Origin of the sequence: Kocuria sp. CPCC 205261 (assembly GCF_040981025.1) — a bacterium.
GTDB classification, from domain to species: Bacteria; Actinomycetota; Actinomycetes; order Actinomycetales; family Micrococcaceae; genus Kocuria; species Kocuria marina.
Map to the genome: position 1 here is coordinate 66432 of NZ_JAVKPU010000003.1, position 16828 is coordinate 83259.

Below are 16828 nucleotides of genomic sequence, written 5' to 3' on the forward strand. Positions count from 1 at the left end.
GGGCGGGCACGTGGGGTCCGCGGCGGCGGGCCCCACGCATCACGGTGTGTGGCGGCTCAGGCGCCCAGCGCCACGAGGCCCGGCAGTTCCTTACCCTCGATGTACTCGAGCGACGCGCCACCCCCCGTGGAGATGTGGCCGAACTGGTCGTCCCGGTATCCCAGGTTGCGCACGGCGGAGGCGGAGTCGCCGCCGCCGATCACGCTCATGGCGTCGGAGTCCACGAGGGCCTGCGCCACGGTCTTGGTGCCGTTGGCGAACGCCGGCATCTCGAACACGCCCACGGGGCCGTTCCAGAACACGGTCTTCGCCTCGGCGATCGTGCGCGCGAACAGTTCGGCGGACTCGGGGCCGATGTCCAGGCCCAGGCCGGAGTCACCGATCTTCCCACCCTCGATGTCCGAGACCGGGCGGACCTCGTGCTCGGCGTCCTTGGAGAACTCGGAGGCGTACACAACGTCCACGGGCAGCACGATCTCGGTGCCCGCCTCGGCGGCGCGGTCCAGGTAACCCTTGACGGTGTCGATCTGGTCCTTCTCGAGCAGGGACGAACCCACCGCGTGACCCTGGGCCGCGAGGAACGTGAAGACCATGCCGCCGCCGATGAGCAGCGAGTCCGCCTTACCGATCAGGTTGTCGATCACGGCCAGCTTGTCGGAGACCTTGGACCCACCCATGACCACCACGAACGGGCGCTCGGGATCGGAGATAACCTTGCGCAGGACGTCCACCTCGGTCTTGACCAGGTCACCCAGGTAACCGGGCAGCGCGCGCGCGATGTCGTACACGGAGGCGTGCTTGCGGTGCACGGCCCCGAAGGCGTCATCCACGTACGCACCGTTCTCCCCCGCCAGGGACGCGAGCTCGGCCGCGAACTCCTCCCGCTCGGCGTCGTCCTTGGACGTCTCGCGCGGGTCGAAGCGCACGTTCTCGAGCACGAGGATCTGTCCGTCCTGCAAGGCCTCGGCCTTCTCGTGGGCGTCCTGACCCACCACGTCCGAAGCGACGACGACGTCCGCGTCCGCGAGCTCGGCCAGGCGCGCGGCGGCCGGCTCGATCGAGTACTTGGGGTCCACGGTGCCCTTGGGGCGCCCGAGGTGCGCCATGACGATCAGGCGTGCGCCGGCGTCGGCGAGCTTGGTGAGCACCGGTAAGGACGCGCGCACGCGACCGTCGTCGGTCACGGTGGAACCGTCAAGTGGAACGTTGAGGTCCGAGCGCACGAGCACGCGGCGACCCGCGACCCCCTCCGCCATGAGATCGTCCAGTGACTTGGCCATATCCGTCATCCCTTCCTGTGGTGATGCCGTACTGATGACAATGGCGCCGGTACCCGCGGGCACCGGCGCCACTGAGCGGTCTGACTCAGAGCTTATCCGCTACGTGGGAGACGAAGTCCACGAGACGCAGGGTGTAGCCCCACTCGTTGTCGTACCACGCGATGACCTTGACCTGGTTGTCGATGACCTTGGTCAGGGGCGCGTCGAACACGGTGGAGACGTCGTAGCCCTCGATGTCCTTGGAGACGAGCGCTTCCTCGGAGTACTCGATGATGCCCTTGTAGGGGCCCTCGGCGGCCTGCTTGATCGCGGCGTTCACGGACTCGACCGTGACGTCCTTCTCCACGTCCACGGTGAGGTCCACGAGCGAGCCGGTGGGAACCGGGACGCGCACGGCGAAGCCGTCCAGCTTGCCCTTGAGCTCGGGCAGCACGAGGCCCACGGCGGCGGCGGCACCGGTGGTCGTGGGGATCATGCTCAGCGCGGCGGCGCGGGCGCGGCGCAGGTCCTTGTGCGGCGCGTCGTGCAGGCGCTGGTCACCCGTGTAGGCGTGGATCGTGGTCATGAGACCGCGCTCGATGCCGAACTCGTCGTTGATGACCTTGGCCAGCGGCGCGAGGCAGTTGGTGGTGCAGGACGCGGCGGAGACCAGGTTCATGCTGGCCGAGTCGTAGGATTCGTGGTTCACGCCGTAGACGAACGTGCCGTCCACTTCCTTGCCCGGTGCGGAGAGCACGACCTTCTTGGCACCGGCGTCCAGGTGCGCCTGCATCTTGGGGCCGGTCGTAAACCTGCCAGTGGACTCGATCACAATGTCCACGCCGAGCTCGCCCCAGGGCAGCTTGGAGGGATCGGCCTCGGCCAGGAACTTCACCTGGTGGCCGTTCACGGTCATCATGTCACCGTCCAGGGTGACGTCCGCGCCGAGCCGGCCCATGACGGAGTCGAACTCGAACAGGTGCTTCAAGGTCTCCGGATCCGTGAGGTCGTTCACCGCGACCAACTCGATGTCGTGGCCGTGCTCGTTGTACAGGGCCCGCGCGAAGCAGCGTCCGATCCGTCCGAAACCGTTGATGCCAACCTTGACTGTCACTGCGATCTCCTCTGTCTGTCGGGGGTTGGCGGGTACCGGTCCGTCGAGATGTGGGATCCAAACCAAACGGTAGAAATCCCACACTCTGTTCTCGACGTTGTCCGAGGCCCGCCGGGTCTTCCGGTTTTATTCTACCGAGAATTGACGCGGTTCGACAGGGGCTCGACGCAGATTCAGGCGACTCTCCCGTAAACCCCACACAAACCCACAGCACCGGCGTGTTGCCTGCGGGCGCTACTATGCGCGGCGCTGTTCCGACCCAGCGTGCGCGGCGAACTCGGCGGTCGTGGCCACACCCAGTTCCTCGGCACGGCGGTCCGCCATGGCGAGCAGTCGGCGGATCCGCCCGGCGATCGCGTCCTTGGTCAGGGGCGGGTCCGACAACCGACCCAGCTCGTCCAGGCTCGCCTGCTTGTTGGCGACCCGGAGCCGGCCGGCGGCCCGCAGATGCTCCGGGGCGTCGTCCCCGAGCAGGTCCAGGGCACGCTCGACCTTGGCCCCCGCTGTGACCGCGGCCTGCGCGGAGCGGCGCAGGTTGGCGTCGTCGAAGTTCGCGAGCCGGTTGGCCGTGGCGCGCACCTCCTTGCGCATCCGGCGGTCCTCCCACTGCAGCAGCGCGCGGTGCGCGCCCAGGCGCGTGAGCAGCGTGGCGATCGTGTCCCCGTCGCGCACGACGACGCGGTCCGCCCCGCGCACCTGCCGCGCCTTGGCGAGCACGTCCAGCCGACGCGCGGAACCCACGAGCGCGAGCGCCGCCTCGGGACCGGGGCACGTGAATTCCATCGCCGCGGCCCGCCCCGGTTCGGTGAGCGAACCGTGGGCCAGGAAGGCACCTCGGATCACGGCGGCGGACTCCTCGACGCTGCCGTTGACTACGGTGGGCGGCAGACCGCGCACGGGACGACCGTGGGCGTCCAGCAACCCTGTGCGCCGGGCCAGCGCCTCACCGTCGCGGGCAACCCGCACGACCCACGTACGGTCCCGGCGCAGACCACCGCCGCTGATCACCCCGAGCTCGCACTCGTGGCCGAAGACCTCCCCCACGGCGCGTGCCGCGCGGCGCGCGACCGATTCGGTGTCCAGCTCCGCTTGCACCACGATCCGCCCGCCCACGATGTGCAGCCCGCCCGCGAAGCGCAACAGCGCCGAGAGCTCCGCCGCGCGCACCGCGGACTTGCGCACCTGCAGGTGCGAGAGTTCTTCCTTGACCGAAGCGGTCAATGCCATGGTTGTCGATCTCCTTGCCGAGTACGTGTGCTGCGCGGCGGGGGCTCCCGCTCAGCGCTGCGCGTTCATGATCTGTTGATAGGCCGCGGCCAGTTTGAAGGGGTTGTGCACCGAACTGCCGCTCGTGTCCCGCAGCGAGTCCCAGTGCACGACGGCGCCGAGCTGGGCGGCCGCCGCCTCGACGTCCTTGGGGGACTCCGCGGCGGACGGGTCCGCGAGCACCACGTCGAGACGCAGGTCCGGGGCGTAGCGCTTGAGCACGCGCAGCTGGTCCCCCGATCCCATGCTGAGGGTCTCGGAATCCCGGGAGAGGTTCAGCGTGACGAGACGCTTGGCCGGGGACCGGCAGATCGCGTCCCGCAGTTCGGACAGCAACAGGTGCGGCAGTACGGAGGTGTGCCATGACCCGGGACCGAGCACGACCCACGCGGCCTCCTCGATCGCGGTGACGGCCTCCGGGCACGCGGGGGCATCCGCCGGGGACAGGCGCACGTTGCACACGTCCGCCTCCTTGGCGAGCCGTGACTGGCCCGTGACGGTGCGCGTAATCTTCTCCGGGGGGCACTCCTGCGTGGGATTGCTCCCGGGCGAGACATCCCCCTCGATCACGAGCGGGAGGCAACTCATGGGCAGCACCTGGCCGCGCGCACCCAGCAGCGCACCGGCCCAGCGCAGTCCCTCCACGGGGTCGCCGAGCAGCTCCCACAACGTCACGATCAGCAGGTTCCCCAGGGCGTGGTTGTCCAGACCCTCGTCCGGGTGGGTCTTGATGCTGAACCGGTGCTGCATCACGTCGCTCCACGTGCGACCCCATTGGGAGTCGTCGCACAGCGCCGCCAGCGCCATCCGCAGATCGCCGGGCGGCAGGACGCCCAGGTCGTTGCGCAGTCGACCGGACGATCCGCCGTCGTCCGCGACCGTGACCACGGCCGTGAGGGCCGGCGCTAACAGACGCAGGGCGGACAGGCTCGCGGACAACCCGTGACCGCCACCCAGGGCGACCACGGAATCGGCATCCGTCAGGGACGCGCGCGCGGAGGCGTCCAACGAGTGGTAGGGGTCCACGTCGCGTCGGCTGCTCAGCGGCAACCGGGGCAACGCACCCGTCGTAGGAAAGTTAGTCATGGAATCCGTAATTTCTGGGGGGCGGGACTACTCGCGGCCCAGGTCCCGGTGCTGGATGTTGACGGTCACGCGGGGGGACTTGCTGAGCCGCCGCGCGACCTCCTCGGTGATCGCCACGGAACGGTGCTTGCCTCCCGTGCACCCGATGGCGATGCTCGCGTAGTGCTTGTTCTCGGTGCGGTAGCCGGCGAACACCGGTTCGAGCATGGCCACGAAGCGGTCCACGAAGGTCGGCGTGCCGTGGTGGCCGAAGACGTAGTCCCGTACCTCGGGGTCCTTGCCCGTGCGCGGGCGCAACGCGGGGACCCAGTGGGGATTGGGGATGAAACGTACGTCCGCGAGGAAGTTCGCGTCCGCGGGCACGCCGTACTTGAACCCGAAGCTCATGACTGTGAGCCGCAGCATCACCGGACCGCTTGTGGAGAACATGTCCGCGACGGCCTTGGTCAGCGCGTGCACGTTGAAGGACGAGGTGTCCAGCACGGAGTCGGCGGTCTCGCGCAGATCGCGCAACAGCTCGCGCTCGGCGCGGATCCCGTCCAGGATCCGGCCGCCCGCCTGCAGGGGGTGGGGGCGGCGCTGGAGCTCGTAGCGCGAGACGAGCACCTCGTCCGAGGCCTCGAGGAACAGCACCGAGAACTCCACGCCCGAGCGTTCGAGCGCGGCGAGGGTCTCACGCATGTCGTTGAACAGTGCCTTGCCACGCACGTCGATCACCACGGCGAGCTTGGGCAGGGTCTGCGGGGTCCGCGACACGAGGTCCGCCAGCGTCCCGAGCATCTGCGGGGGCAGGTTGTCCACGACGTACCACCCGAGGTCCTCGAGCGCGTTGGCCGCCGTGGAGCGACCCGCCCCGGACATCCCGGTCACGATCAGCAACTCCGCCGTGGGGGGCTTCACCGGTTCCAGGGTGGAGGGCGTGGCTTCCGGGGGTGGGCTGCTCATGTGGTCGCGGACCGCCTGATCTTCCGACTGCAGGGTTCGTTTCCAGGGTAGACCAGTTTCAGTCGAGCAGTTCGCCCGTCTCGGTATCCACAGCGGGCTCCCGGGCCTCGGTGCCGCCCCCGAGGGCCTGCGCGACCTTGGTGGCCAACGCGGGCCCGAAGCCCTTGACCTCAAGGATCTCCTCCGCGGTGGCGGCGCGCAATTTCTTGACCGAGCCGAAGTGCTTGAGCAGGGCCTTCTGCTTGGCCGGGCCCAGCCCAGGCACGTCGTCGAGCGCGGAGACCGTCATGGCTTTGGAGCGCTTCTGCCGGTGGAACGTGATCGCGAAACGGTGGGCCTCGTCGCGCACGCGCTGCATGAGGAACAACCCTTCCGAGGCGCGGGGCAGGATGACCGGGAACTCGTCGTCGGGCACCCACACCTCCTCGAGCCGCTTGGCCAGACCCACCACGTGGACATCGTCCACGCCGAGGTCGTCCAGGGCGCGCTGGGCCGCCGCGACCTGGGGCGGGCCGCCGTCCACGATCACGAGATTGGGGGGATACGCGAAGGCGCGCGCGGGCGCGTCGTCGGCGTCCGGGGCCACCTCCCCGCTGTGCACGCCCTTCTCCGCGGCGCGGCGCTGCTGTTCGAGGTGGCGGGAGAACCGGCGGTGGATGACGTCGTACATGGACGCGGTGTCGTCCCGTGCGGCGTCGCCAGTGATCGAGAACTTGCGGTACTCCGACTTGCGCGGCAGACCGTCCTCGAACACGACCATGGACGCGACCACGTTGGTGCCCTGGACGTGGGAGATGTCGTAGCACTCGATGCGCATGAGGGCGTCCGGGAGGTCCAGGGCCTCCTGCAACTGCTGCAGGGACGCCGAGCGCATGGTCAGGTCCCCCGCGCGGCGGGACTTGTGCAGGGCCAGCGCCTGGCGCGCATTCTCCGCGACGGTCTCGAGCAGCTGCGCCTTGTCACCGCGCTGGGGCCGTTGGATGGCCACCTGGGAACCGCGCAGCTCACTGAGCCAGTTGCGCAGCTCGTCCGCCTCGTCCGGTTCCGCGGACACGTACACCGTGCGCGGGATCGTGTCCTGACGGTACGCGAGCTCGGACGTGCGGCGGTGCTTGGCGACCACGTCCGTGCTCCCGCCTGCGGTCTGTTTCCTGCGGGCCGACGGCGCGGGGGCCAGTTCCGATTGCGCCTCGCCGTAGACCTGTTGCAACAGGTGGGTCATGAGCTGGGCGGTCGTGACGTCCTCGACCTTCTCGGTGATCCACCCGCGCTGACCCCGGATCCGGCCACCACGCACGTAGAACACCTGGACCGCGGCCTCGAGCTCGTCCTCGGCGATCGCGAAGAAGTCCGCGTCCGTGGTGTCCGCGAGCACCACCGTGTTGCGCTCGAAAGCCCGCTCGAGCGCGCCGACGTCGTCGCGGCGTGCCGCAGCGGTCTCGAAGTCCATACGCTCGGCGGCCTCGTTCATTTGCCGCGTGAGCTCCCGGATGTACGGCTTGGCGTGTCCGGCCATGAAGCGGCACAGGTCGTCGGCGAGCCGGCGGTGGTCCTCGCGGGAGATCTCCCCCACGCACGGCGCCGAGCACTTGTCGATGTAACCCAGCAGGCACGGTCGGCCACTGCGCTCGGCGCGCTGGAACACACCCTTGGTGCACGTGCGCACGGGGAAGACCCGCAACAGGGCGTCCAGGGTGTCCCGGATGGCCCACGCTTGGGAATAGGGGCCGAAGTAGCGGTTGCCCGGTTTCTTCTCCCCGCGTGTGACCATGGCCCGCGGGACGTCCTCGGACATCGTGACCGCCAGGTACGGATAGGACTTGTCGTCCCGGTAGGCGATGTTGAACCGGGGCGCGAACTCTTTGATCCACGTGTACTCGAGCTGCAGGGACTCGAACTCCGAGCCCACCACGGTCCACTGCACCGCCGCGGCCGTGGTGACCATGGTGCGGGTCTTGGGCGCGAGCTGGTGCAGGGGCGCGAAGTAGGACGAGAGCCGGTTGCGCAGGTTCTTGGCCTTGCCCACGTAGATCACACGGCCGTGTTCGTCCCGGAACCGGTAGACCCCCGGATTGGTGGGGATGTCCTGTCGGGCCGGTCTGTAGCTCGCCGGGTCAGCCACGCCCGGCGTCCCTCTGCACGGACGGGGACACGTTGTACACGTCCTTGCGCGGTTGCCCGGACAGTGCCGCGATCGTGGTCATGATCTGCTCCACGTAAATCTTGCGCAGCTTGCCCGTCTGGTGCCCGTGGGACTCCGGTGTGGGGATGGGCTCCCCCACGTGCATCTCGAACTTGGCGGGGCGGATCATGGTAGCCCCGGGCGGTTGCAACCGCTGGGTGCCGATCAGCCCCACGGGCACCACCGGGGCGCCCGTGACGTAGGCCAGGTAGGCCACGCCGGAGTGCCCGCGGTACAGGTAACCGTCCCGGGAGCGCGTGCCCTCCGGGTAGATCCCGAACACGTTGCCCTGCTTGAGGTGTTCCACGGCGGGATCCAGGGCCGCCACGGACTCGCTCTGCTGACCGCGGGTCACGGGGATGATGTCGATGAACTCGAAGGCCTCGCGCATGAGCTTGCCCTTGATCCCGGGGCTGTTGACGTACTCCGCCTTGGCGATGAACTTGACCCGGCGGGGCATGAACGCGGAGATGATGACCGAGTCCAGGAAGGACAGGTGGTTGGACGCGATGATCACGGGGCCGTCCTGCGGGAGGTTCTCCAGACCCGTGATCACGGGACGACACAGCAGCCTCAGGGCGCGCGCCACCGAGGCCTTGGTCAGGTCGTATTTCGTGATCACTGCTCGCTCCCCTACCGGTCCGTATATCGCTGGAGCAAGTGTGCCAAATCCCCGGGCTCACGAGCGACAGCGGCACACACGTCCCGCAGTTCCCCGGGTTGCGCGAAGCCCCATCCTGCGCCCAGGCAGTCGATGCCGTGGCTGCGGGCACCGTCGGCGTCGTAGCTGCGGTCCCCGATCATCACGGTGCGTGCGGGGTCCGGTGGCAGCGCACCCATGCGCCGCAGTGCCTCCCCGATGATCGCGGGCTTGTCGTGCAGCCGCCCGGACCCGCTCGGTTGCGCGAGATCGTCCGCGGCGCCGCTCACAGTCTCGAAGTACTCGTCCAGTCCGAAACGCGACACGACCTCCACGGCGATGTGTTCGGGCTTCTGGGTGGCCACGGCCTGACGCACGCCGCGCTCGCGCAGCGACCCCAGCACCTCGCGGACACCCGGATAGACGCGCGAGCGGTCCAGGCCCTCCGCGAGGTACCCAGCGCGGTACACCGCGGCGACCTCCGCGATCCGGTCCTCGGGGACGTCCGTGAACCGGCGCAGGGACTCCCCGATCGGCGGTCCCACGAAGCGCCCGAGGTTCTCGGGCACGGCGAAACCGCACGAGCGCAGGGCGCCGGCGATCCCGTCCGTGATGGCCCCGGCGGGATCCAGGACTGTGCCGTCCAGGTCCCACAGGACGATGGGGCTCTGGACGCTCATGCCCGGTCCCCCACCGCGGCCTCGGCGCGCTGCCGGTTCTCCTGCGTCCCGTCGGCCGGTTCCGCGTCTTCCGGGGCATCCGCGGTGTTGCCCGGGTCCGCAGCGTCCCCCGGGCGCGCGGCCTCGCCGGAACTCGCAGTGCCGTCCGCGTCGCTGCGGTGGGCGGCCTCCCGGGCGGCGGAGTGCTCGAGCACCTCGCGTACGAACTGCCCCGTGAAGCTGTCCTTGTTGCGAGCGACCTGCTCCGGGGTGCCCTGTGCCACGACCGTGCCACCGCCGGATCCCCCGTTGGGGCCCAGGTCCACGATCCAGTCCGCCGACTTCACGACGTCCAGGTTGTGCTCGATGGTCATGACGCTGTTGCCCTTGTCGACCAGGCTCTGCAGCACCATGAGCAGCTTGCGGATGTCCTCGAAGTGCAAACCCGTGGTGGGCTCGTCCAGGACGTAGATCGTGCGCCCGTTGGAACGCTTCTGCAGTTCCGCGGCGAGCTTGACGCGCTGAGCCTCACCGCCGGAGAGCGTAGTGGCGGGCTGACCCAGCCGCACGTACCCGAGGCCCACCTCCACGAGCGTGGTGAGGTAGCGCGCGATCGCGGTGAACGGCGCGAAGAACTCCGCCGCCTCCTCGATGGGCATGTCCAGGACCTCCGCGATGTTCTTGCCCTTGTAGTGCACCTCAAGGGTCTCGCGGTTGTAGCGCGCGCCCTTGCACACCTCGCACGGGACGTAGACGTCCGGCAGGAAGTTCATCTCGATCTTCAGCGTCCCGTCACCCGAGCATGCCTCGCAGCGCCCGCCCTTGACGTTGAACGAGAACCGGCCTTGCTGGTAGCCGCGGACCTTGGCCTCTTGGGTCTCCGCAAACAGCTTGCGGATCCGGTCGAACACGCCCGTGTACGTGGCCGGGTTGGAGCGCGGGGTGCGCCCGATGGGGCTCTGGTCCACGTGCACGACCTTGTCCAGGTGCTCCAGACCGTCGATGCGCTTGTGCCGACCGGGCACCTGCTTGGCGCCGTTGAGCTGATTGGCCAGGCTCGTGTAGAGGATGTCGTTGACGAGCGTGGACTTCCCCGAACCGGAGACGCCCGTGACGGCCACGAAGACCCCGAGCGGGAAGTCCACCGTGAGGTTCTGCAGGTTGTTCTCCCGCGCACCCACGACCGTGAGCTGCCGCTTCTTGTCCACGGGACGCCGCGTCGTGGGGACTTCGATCAGCTTGCGGCCGGTGAGGTAATCGGCCGTGATGGACCGGCGGTTCTCGAGCAGCTGGTCGTAGGTCCCGGAGTGGACCACGTCCCCACCGTGCACGCCCGCGCCCGGGCCCACGTCCACGATCCAGTCGGCTTCGCGCATGGTGTCCTCGTCGTGCTCGACCACGATGAGGGTGTTGCCCATGTCCCGCAAGCGCAGCAGGGTGTCGATGAGTCGGCGGTTGTCGCGCTGGTGCAGCCCGATGGACGGCTCGTCCAGGACGTAGAGCACGCCCACGAGCCCCGCACCGATCTGGGTGGCGAGCCGGATGCGTTGTGCCTCCCCGCCGGACAGCGTGGCCGCGGCCCGCTCCAGGTTGAGGTAGTCCAACCCGACGTCGATCAGGAACGTCAGGCGCGCGATGATCTCCTTGAGCACCTGGTCACCGATCCTGGCCTCGCGGGTGTCAAGGTCCAGCTGCTGGAAGAACGCGAGGGAATCGCGCATGGGCAGGCGGGTGGCCTCGGCGATGTTCTTCCCGCCCACGGTGACCCCCAGGATCGTGGGGTTCAGCCGCGCTCCCCCGCACTCGGGGCACGCCACCTGGCGCATGTACTGCTCGTAGCGGTCCTTGGCGTGATCGGACTCGGTCTCCTCGTGCTTGCGCTTGATATAGCCGAACACGCCCTCGAAGCCCTGCGTATACCGGCGCTCGCGGCCCCACCGGTTGCGGTAGGCCACGGTGACCTTGTAGTCCTTGCCGTGCAGGATGGCCTTGCGTGCCTTGGCCGGCAGGTCCTTCCACGGGGTCACGAGGTCGAATCCGGCCTCCTCCCCGAGTCCGGCGAGCAAGCGGTTCCAGTAGTCACTCGTGGCTTTGCCCAGGGACCACGGCGCGATGGCGCCCTCCACGAGGGACAGGTCCGGGTTGGGAACCACGAGGTCCTCGTCCACCTCGAGGCGCGAACCGATGCCGTCGCACTCGGGGCACGCGCCGAACGGGGCGTTGAACGAGAACGAGCGCGGCTCGATCTCGTCCGTCTGCAGCTCGTGCTCGTTGGGGCACGCGAGGTTCTCGGAAAACGTGCGGCGGGTCTCGTGCCACGGGGACTGCTCGCCCTCACGGGTCACGAGCTCGATGACCACGCGTCCGTCCGCGAGGTTCAGTGCGGTCTCGACCGAGTCGGTGAGCCGCTGCCGGGCGTCCGGCTTGGCCGTGAGGCGGTCCACGACCACGTCGATCGTGTGCTTGTACTGCTTCTTGAGCTTGGGCGCGTTCTCGAGCTGAACGGTCTCGCCGTCCACGACGGCGCGCGCGTATCCCTGGGTGCTCAGCTGCTGGAACAGGTCCTGGAACTCGCCCTTGCGGCCCTTGACCACGGGGGCGAGCACCATGAACCGGGTGCGCTCGGGCAGCTCGAGCAGCTGGTCCACGATCTGCTGGGGCGTCTGCTTGGTGATGGGCTCACCGCACACCGGGCAGTGCGGGTGGCCGATCCGCGCCCACAGCAGACGCATGTAGTCGTAGATCTCGGTGATCGTGCCCACCGTGGAGCGCGGGTTGCGCGAGGTGGACTTCTGGTCGATGGACACCGCCGGGGACAGCCCCTCGATGAAGTCCACGTCAGGCTTATCCACGCGGCCCAGGAACATCCGGGCGTAGGAGGACAGCGACTCCACGTAGCGGCGCTGACCCTCGGCGAAGATGGTGTCGAAGGCCAGGGAGGACTTCCCGGACCCGGACAGCCCCGTGAACACGACCATGGAATCGCGGGGGATGGTCAGATCCACGTTCTTGAGGTTGTGCTCGCGGGCACCCTGCACCACGATCTCGGTCAGGTCCGAGACACCGGAGGCGCGGGTGCGCGGGGCACGGTCGTGGGCCACTCGTTCCGCGAGCACGGAGCTCGACGAACGGTCACTGGGGGTTCGGCGGGTTTGCTCAGACACGGCAGTCACTCTATTACTAGCCGCCGACACGACGAGCGGGTCCAGGGACGAATCAGCGCAGCGCGCAATGCGACCTCCCGGCCGGATCGCGCGCTGCGCCGTCGTCCGTCGTGTCCCCTGCGAGTGGGCAACTCACTCGGCAGCGGGGCACCCTACTCGGCCCGGTGCCTAGGGTGGGGATGCGGGTGCGCGGTCCCCGCGGAGTCGGGCTCGACCGGCGCGGCGTGGGCCCCGCGGGCCGAACGCGCCGTCTCCTCGGCGCGCTCGCCGTGGGAGCGCCGCAGCCCGGAGGCCCTGGGATCGACCACGGGCAGCTCACCGGTCTCCGCGTGCTGCATGCGTAGCCCGGCCGCTTCCACGGGGTTGACGCGCTTGGTCACCATGGTGATCTCACCCGTCTCCGGGTCCACCTCCGCGACGTCCACCGTGGTGCGCAGCGGCACCTCCTTCATGAGCAGCACGCACACCAGGGTCACCAGCGATGCGATCCCGGCCACGAGGAAGAGCAACCCGGTCCCGGTGCCGTACGCCTCACGAATGGCCTCCAACACTGCCGGGGGCAGCCCCGCGAGGTCGATCGACGCGGCGTCGGGCGTTTGGTGGGCATCCAGACCGTGGTCCGCGGCAAACTGGGACATCTCGCTCGAGAGGTGACGCGTGAGCAGCGCCCCGAACAGAGACACCGCCACGGCGCCACCCACGGTGCGGAAGAATGCGACCGCGGAGGACGCGGAGCCCATGTCCTTCAGGCCCACGGTGTTCTGCACGGCGAGCACGAGGTTCTGGTTCAGCGTGCCCACGCCCAGACCCACGAGGCAGATGAAGATGCCCACGAGCCACGCGGGCGTCGCGTGGGTCAGCTGGGACGCCAGGAACAGACCGATCGCGAGGATTACCGCGCCCGCGATCAACACCCGCTTCCACCGGCCGAAACGCGTGATGAGCTGGCCTGCGATCATGGAGCCCAGGAACGATCCCACGACCTGCGGGAGCATGAGCAGCCCGGATTCGGTGGGCGTGTAGCCCTGGCCCAGCTGGAAGTACTGACCCAGGTACGTCGTGGACGCGAACATGGCGCCGCCCGTGGCGATCGCCGCGATGATCGCGAGCACGGTGGTGCGCTCGGTGACCACGTGCAGGGGCATGGTCGGTTCGTTCGCGCGCCGCTCCACCAGGATGAACGCCAAGGTGCTGAGCACGCCCACCACGATCAGCAGGATGGACTCCCACGAACCCCAGTCGAAGAGCTTGCCCGCGAAGGACACCCACAAGAGCAGGGAGGACGTGGCCACCGCGAGCAGGGCCATACCCAGGAAGTCCACTGTGGGCGCCGTCTCACGCGTGGTCTCGGGCAGGTGCAGCGTGCGCACGATCAGCACGGCCGCGAGGATCGACAGCGGCACGGGGATCAGGAAGCACCAGCGCCACCCGAACGCGTCCACGATGAGCCCGCCCAGGAGCGGGCCCACCGACGTGGCCACGGCCATGACCGCGCCCATGTACCCGGCGTACCGGCCGCGCTCGCGCGGCGGGATGATCGTGCCCAGGATCGTCTGGGCCAGCGCCATCAGGCCGCCCATGCCCACGCCCTGGATCACGCGCGCCACCACGAGCATGGTGATGGATCCCGCGAGACCCGCGGCGGCGGAACCGATCACGAAGATCGCGATGGCCATGAGCAGCAGCTTTTTCTTGTCGAAAAGGTCCGCGAGCTTGCCCCACATGGGGGTCGTGACGGCGTTGGCCAACAGGGTGCCCGTGACCGTCCAGGACAGTGCCGTCTGGTCTCCGCCCAGGTCCGCCATGATGACGGGCAGTGCCGTGCCGATGATGGTCAGGGTGACCATGGCCATGAAGAACGCGGCCAGGATGCCGGTCAACGCCCGCAGGACGTCCCGATGCTCCTGGTCGCTCGTTCGCGTAGTACGCGCCTTACCGCGCGTGTCCTGGGCTGTCGTCACGGGCTGTTCTCCTTTCCGCGACCGGGGTCACCGGACGCCGTGGGGTGCGGGGATCCGGGCTGCGCCCCGGGCTCCGGCGCGATCGTGGCCGCCGTGACCCGGGACATGCCCAGTGATGTCAGGAAGAGTTCGGTGAGCCGGTTGAGGTCCACGCGTGTGCGTTCTGCCTCGTCCTCGCCCAGGTCGCCCAGACGGGCGACGAGGGTCTCGGCGTCCGCGCGCAGGTTCGCCTCGAGGGCCTTGCGACCCTCGGCGGTGATCTCCACGATCTGCGCGCGTCCGTCCTCGAGATCCCGTGTGCGGGTCACGTACCCGAGGTGTTCGAGGGCGCTCAGGTGTCGGCTCATCCCTGAAGCCCCGAGGCCGGACTCGGCCACGATGTCCTTTGCCCGGCGTCCGGGCACGCACGCGAGATAGCTCAGGATGTTGGTGTGCACCATGGACAGTTCCCGGTGCAGCGCCGCTGCCTTGAGCACCTTGCGGGTCACGCGTTGCAGCTCGAACAAGTCGCGCACGAGCTCCTCGGCGGTCGCGTGTGACACGCCCATCCACTCCCCCCGTTCCTCGGGTGCCGGGTCCGTAGCGCGCGGTCCGCACCCGGTGCGGGCGGTCATGAGTTCATTGCTGCCCACCCGGGCGATCCGCTGGGTTCGCAGGACTCGGCGGTCGACGCCGCTCGGTCGGGCGAGCACGCGGCGCTCGGATGCCGCCAGCTTATTTATTTGCTTCGCGCAACTATATATCTTGACGCTCCGGTAGTCCATCACCGGGCGGGTCGTCTGCATTACACGCACCTCCCCCGCGCGCGGCCGCGTATTAGCCCGGCGTGACTCGGCGGCCTAGAATCGTGGGCATGATCGCTACCCAGACCGAGATCACGGAACTCGCCGACATCACCATCCGCCGCATTTCGGTGAGCGAGATGGACAACAACGTGTACCTCCTCACCTCCAAGGAGCACGGCACGCAGGTGCTCATCGACGCCGCGGACGACGCCCGCGCCATCGCCGGTCTCGTGGCCGCCGGGTCCGGGGACTGCTCCGACTGGGGGAACCTGCAGTTGATCATCACGACCCACTCGCACTGGGACCACGTGCGCGCGCTGGAGTCCGTGGCCTCGCACTCGGAGGCCATGACGGCGTGCGGTGCCGCGGACGAGAACGACATCTCGGTGCCCATGGACCTCACGTTCGAGAACGGGGACACCGCCGAGCTCGACGGTTTCGAGCTGGACATCATCGAGCTGCGCGGGCACACCCCAGGCTCCATCGCGGTGGTGTACCGGGACCCGTCCGGGCCCGCCCACATCTTCTCGGGTGACTCCCTCTTCCCCGGCGGTCTCGGCAAGACGAACTCCCCCGAGGACTTCCAGCAGCTCTACCAGGACGTCACCGAGCGGATCTTCGACGAGTTCCCGGACGACACCGTGATCCACCCGGGCCACGGCGACCCCACGACCCTGGGCGCCGAACGCCCGCACCTGCAGGAGTGGAAAGAACGCGGCTGGTGAGCGTCGCCTCGTCCGGGGCCGCGGCACGTAACACGGCGGACCGGGCCGCGTACGTCGCCGTCTTGGCCTTCCCCCTGTTGGTGCTCGCGGGCGGGGTGGTCGGATACGCGTTCGCCCCCACGGTGCACCAGGCCGCGGGCTGGACGAATCCCCTGCTGGGTCTGGTGATGTTCGGGATGGGACTCACTCTGCGTCCCGTGGACTTCGCGCTCGTGGCCAAGCGCCCGGTCCCGATCGTCGTGGGTGTGTTGGCCCAGTACGTCCTCATGCCGACCATCGCGCTGCTCGTGACCTGGCTGCTGCGACTGCCCCCGGAGATCGCGGCCGGCGTGATCCTCGTGGGCTGCGCCCCGGGCGGCACGTCCTCCAACGTGGTGTCCTACCTGGCCCGCGGTGACGTGGCCGTGTCCGTGACCATGACGTCCATCTCCACGCTGCTCGCCCCGCTGCTCACCCCGTTCCTCACGCTGTGGCTCGCGGGCGCGTATATGCCGCTCGACGGCGCCGCCATGGCCACGTCGATCGCCCTGATCGTCCTACTGCCCGTGCTCGCGGGACTCGTGGTGCGCCTCACGCTACCCCGCGTGGTCGAGCGTTTGCTACCCGTCCTGCCGTGGGTGTCGGTACTCGGCATCGCCGTGATCGTGGCGGTCGTGGTCTCTGGCTCGGCGGACAAGATCATCCAGGCGGGAATGCTCGTGCTCGCCGCCGTCGCGATCCACAACGTGCTCGGGTATTTGCTGGGTTACGCGGTCGGCCGGGTAACCGGACAGCCGGCCCCCGTGCGCCGGACCACCGCGGTGGAGGTCGGCATGCAGAACTCCGGACTCGCCGCGGGTCTCGCGGCGCAGTACATGTCCCCGCTCGCGGCCCTGCCCGGCGCGGTGTTCTCGGTGTGGCACAACCTCTCCGGCGCGGTCTTCGCGCTGCTGTGCCGCCGGGCGGATTCGGCCGCGGCGCGGCGCGCGAACATCTGACGACGTCGCGATGTCGTTCCCGTGCCGCCGGGCCTCTTTCCCTCCGGGGCCGCCCTTGGCCGACC

13 protein-coding genes are annotated in these 16828 nt (G+C 69.0%); 2 read left to right on the top strand and 11 right to left on the bottom strand.

What is annotated here, in order from left to right; genetic code table 11:
* Positions 1 to 56 precede the first annotated feature (56 nt).
* The 11 genes from pgk to RF646_RS04710 form a co-directional block, all read right to left on the bottom strand.
* Positions 57 to 1280 (bottom strand): phosphoglycerate kinase, encoded by a 1224-nt coding sequence (gene pgk, locus RF646_RS04660; RefSeq protein WP_206051972.1) that lies wholly within the window; start codon positions 1278 to 1280, stop codon positions 57 to 59.
* Between the two features lie 85 nt (positions 1281 to 1365).
* A complete protein-coding gene (gap, locus tag RF646_RS04665; protein ID WP_035962062.1) occupies positions 1366 to 2373 on the bottom strand; it encodes a type I glyceraldehyde-3-phosphate dehydrogenase in 1008 nt (335 codons plus the stop codon).
* A 237-nt stretch (positions 2374 to 2610) separates the two neighbouring features.
* Positions 2611 to 3600 (bottom strand): DNA-binding protein WhiA, encoded by a 990-nt coding sequence (whiA, locus tag RF646_RS04670; protein ID WP_035962064.1) that lies wholly within the window; start codon positions 3598 to 3600, stop codon positions 2611 to 2613.
* A gap of 51 nt (positions 3601 to 3651) precedes the next feature.
* Positions 3652 to 4725, bottom strand: coding sequence for a uridine diphosphate-N-acetylglucosamine-binding protein YvcK (gene yvcK / locus RF646_RS04675; RefSeq protein WP_094067113.1), 1074 nt, complete (start codon positions 4723 to 4725; stop codon positions 3652 to 3654).
* Between the two features lie 27 nt (positions 4726 to 4752).
* Entirely contained in the window at positions 4753 to 5670 is a 918-nt protein-coding gene (rapZ, locus tag RF646_RS04680; protein ID WP_162228980.1) for an RNase adapter RapZ, read from the bottom strand.
* Between the two features lie 58 nt (positions 5671 to 5728).
* Positions 5729 to 7792 carry an excinuclease ABC subunit UvrC gene (uvrC, locus tag RF646_RS04685; RefSeq protein ID WP_368835335.1) on the bottom strand — a complete coding sequence of 688 codons (2064 nt, stop codon included), beginning with the start codon at positions 7790 to 7792 and terminating at the stop codon, positions 5729 to 5731.
* The gene (locus RF646_RS04690; protein ID WP_368835336.1) at positions 7785 to 8474 is read right to left on the bottom strand and encodes a lysophospholipid acyltransferase family protein; all 690 of its coding nucleotides are present in this window, start codon (positions 8472 to 8474) and stop codon (positions 7785 to 7787) included. The genes uvrC and RF646_RS04690 overlap by 8 nt, the downstream gene beginning before the upstream one ends.
* Positions 8475 to 8485: 11 nt before the next feature.
* A complete protein-coding gene (locus RF646_RS04695) occupies positions 8486 to 9172 on the bottom strand; it encodes an HAD family hydrolase (RefSeq protein ID WP_368835337.1) in 687 nt (228 codons plus the stop codon).
* Entirely contained in the window at positions 9169 to 12252 is a 3084-nt protein-coding gene (uvrA, locus tag RF646_RS04700) for an excinuclease ABC subunit UvrA (RefSeq protein WP_368835405.1), read from the bottom strand. Before uvrA ends, RF646_RS04695 begins: the two co-directional genes overlap by 4 nt.
* Positions 12253 to 12467: 215 nt before the next feature.
* Positions 12468 to 14276: an MDR family MFS transporter gene (locus RF646_RS04705; RefSeq protein ID WP_368835338.1), complete on the bottom strand. Its 1809-nt coding sequence runs from the start codon at positions 14274 to 14276 to the stop codon at positions 12468 to 12470.
* On the bottom strand, positions 14273 to 15061 hold the full coding sequence (locus RF646_RS04710; protein ID WP_368835339.1) for a MarR family winged helix-turn-helix transcriptional regulator: 789 nt from the start codon (positions 15059 to 15061) through the stop codon (positions 14273 to 14275). The genes RF646_RS04705 and RF646_RS04710 overlap by 4 nt, the downstream gene beginning before the upstream one ends.
* A gap of 68 nt (positions 15062 to 15129) precedes the next feature.
* Between RF646_RS04710 and RF646_RS04715 the strand changes: the two genes are divergently transcribed.
* Positions 15130 to 15786, top strand: a complete 657-nt coding sequence (locus tag RF646_RS04715; protein WP_144931006.1) for an MBL fold metallo-hydrolase — start codon at positions 15130 to 15132, stop codon at positions 15784 to 15786.
* On the top strand, positions 15783 to 16763 hold the full coding sequence (locus RF646_RS04720; protein ID WP_368835340.1) for a bile acid:sodium symporter family protein: 981 nt from the start codon (positions 15783 to 15785) through the stop codon (positions 16761 to 16763). Before RF646_RS04715 ends, RF646_RS04720 begins: the two co-directional genes overlap by 4 nt.
* The last annotated feature ends 65 nt before the right edge of the window (positions 16764 to 16828 follow it).

Bases quoted from the DNA above. Each gene is read 5' to 3' on its own strand.
- RF646_RS04695 (WP_368835337.1), bottom strand. From the start codon at position 9,172: ATGAGCGTCCAGAGCCCCATCGTCCTGTGGGACCTGGACGGCACAGTC.
- pgk (WP_206051972.1), bottom strand. From the start codon at position 1,280: ATGGCCAAGTCACTGGACGATCTCATGGCGGAGGGGGTCGCGGGTCGC.
- yvcK (WP_094067113.1), bottom strand. From the start codon at position 4,725: ATGACTAACTTTCCTACGACGGGTGCGTTGCCCCGGTTGCCGCTGAGC.
- whiA (WP_035962064.1), bottom strand. From the start codon at position 3,600: ATGGCATTGACCGCTTCGGTCAAGGAAGAACTCTCGCACCTGCAGGTG.
- RF646_RS04710 (WP_368835339.1), bottom strand. From the start codon at position 15,061: ATGCAGACGACCCGCCCGGTGATGGACTACCGGAGCGTCAAGATATAT.
- RF646_RS04715 (WP_144931006.1), top strand. From the start codon at position 15,130: ATGATCGCTACCCAGACCGAGATCACGGAACTCGCCGACATCACCATC.
- rapZ (WP_162228980.1), bottom strand. From the start codon at position 5,670: ATGAGCAGCCCACCCCCGGAAGCCACGCCCTCCACCCTGGAACCGGTG.